This is a genomic window from Verminephrobacter aporrectodeae subsp. tuberculatae At4 (assembly GCF_000193225.1).
GTDB classification, from domain to species: Bacteria; Pseudomonadota; Gammaproteobacteria; order Burkholderiales; family Burkholderiaceae_C; genus Acidovorax; species Acidovorax aporrectodeae.
Map to the genome: position 1 here is coordinate 1 of NZ_AFAL01000213.1, position 817 is coordinate 817.

An 817-nucleotide genomic window follows, 5' to 3' on the forward strand; every position below is an offset into this window, starting at 1 on the left:
CACGGCGCCGGCCAGGCCCAGCAGCGCCCCCGCGAGCCAGGCACCCAGCGTGCGCGGCAGGCGGATGTCGCACACGATCTGCCAGGCCACGGGGTCGGTGCGCATGCGCAGCAGGCTGTCGAACCCCGTGCTGCCCACGCTGGCGCCGCACAGCGCGAGCAGCGCAGCGGCGAGCAGCAGCCAAGTGCCGCACCAGGCTGCGCGGCGCCCCGGTGCATCCCCGGCGGGGGAGGCTGCGCACGCGGGGGTCATGTGGCCTGCCCAAGCCCCACGCGCCCCGCTGCGTGGGGTCGCTGTCGCTGCCCCCCGAGGGGGCTGAATCTTGCTTGGGAGCGGCCCGGCGCGGCGGCGGGCAGCGTCTCCCCGCTTGGCGCCGGCGGGGCCTCGCCGCCGCGAAGGCGCGTGCCCAGGCCGCGCGGCCGCTTTCTCCGTCAGGCAGCGCGCCATGATGCGCGCGGCGTCGGCCAGGCGCGGACCGGGGCGCACGAGGATGTCGGCGTCCTTTGCGCCGAACACGCAGACGCGCCCCGTGCGCACGGCGCGCAGGCGGTCCCAGCCCGGGTAGGCCAGCATGGCCTGCATGCTGCGGTTGCCGATCATGATGACGTCGGGGTCGGCGCGCAGCACGAACTCGGGGCTCAGCCGGGGAAACGGCCCCAGCGACGCGGGAACCACATTGCGTGCGCCCAGGCGCGCGAGCGATTCGCCGATGAACGAGGCCGCACCCGCGGCATACGGCCCCCGGCTGACCTCGAAGTAGACGCGCGCGTTCCTCGCCCCGGGCGGCAGCGCCTGGGCCGCGGCCCGCACGCCGGCG

The 817-nt window shown here is 77.0% G+C and carries 1 protein-coding gene and 1 pseudogene; both read right to left on the reverse strand.

The genetic code is table 11. The annotated features are described in order from the left end of the window. Nucleotides 1-447 (reverse strand): iron chelate uptake ABC transporter family permease subunit (locus VTU_RS35530; protein ID WP_322835860.1); only part of this gene is annotated, 447 nt, incomplete at its 3' end. Further along, nucleotides 421-817, reverse strand: a pseudogene (locus VTU_RS25955) (ABC transporter substrate-binding protein); the annotation flags it as partial. The pseudogene VTU_RS25955 and the gene VTU_RS35530, both read right to left, overlap by 27 nt.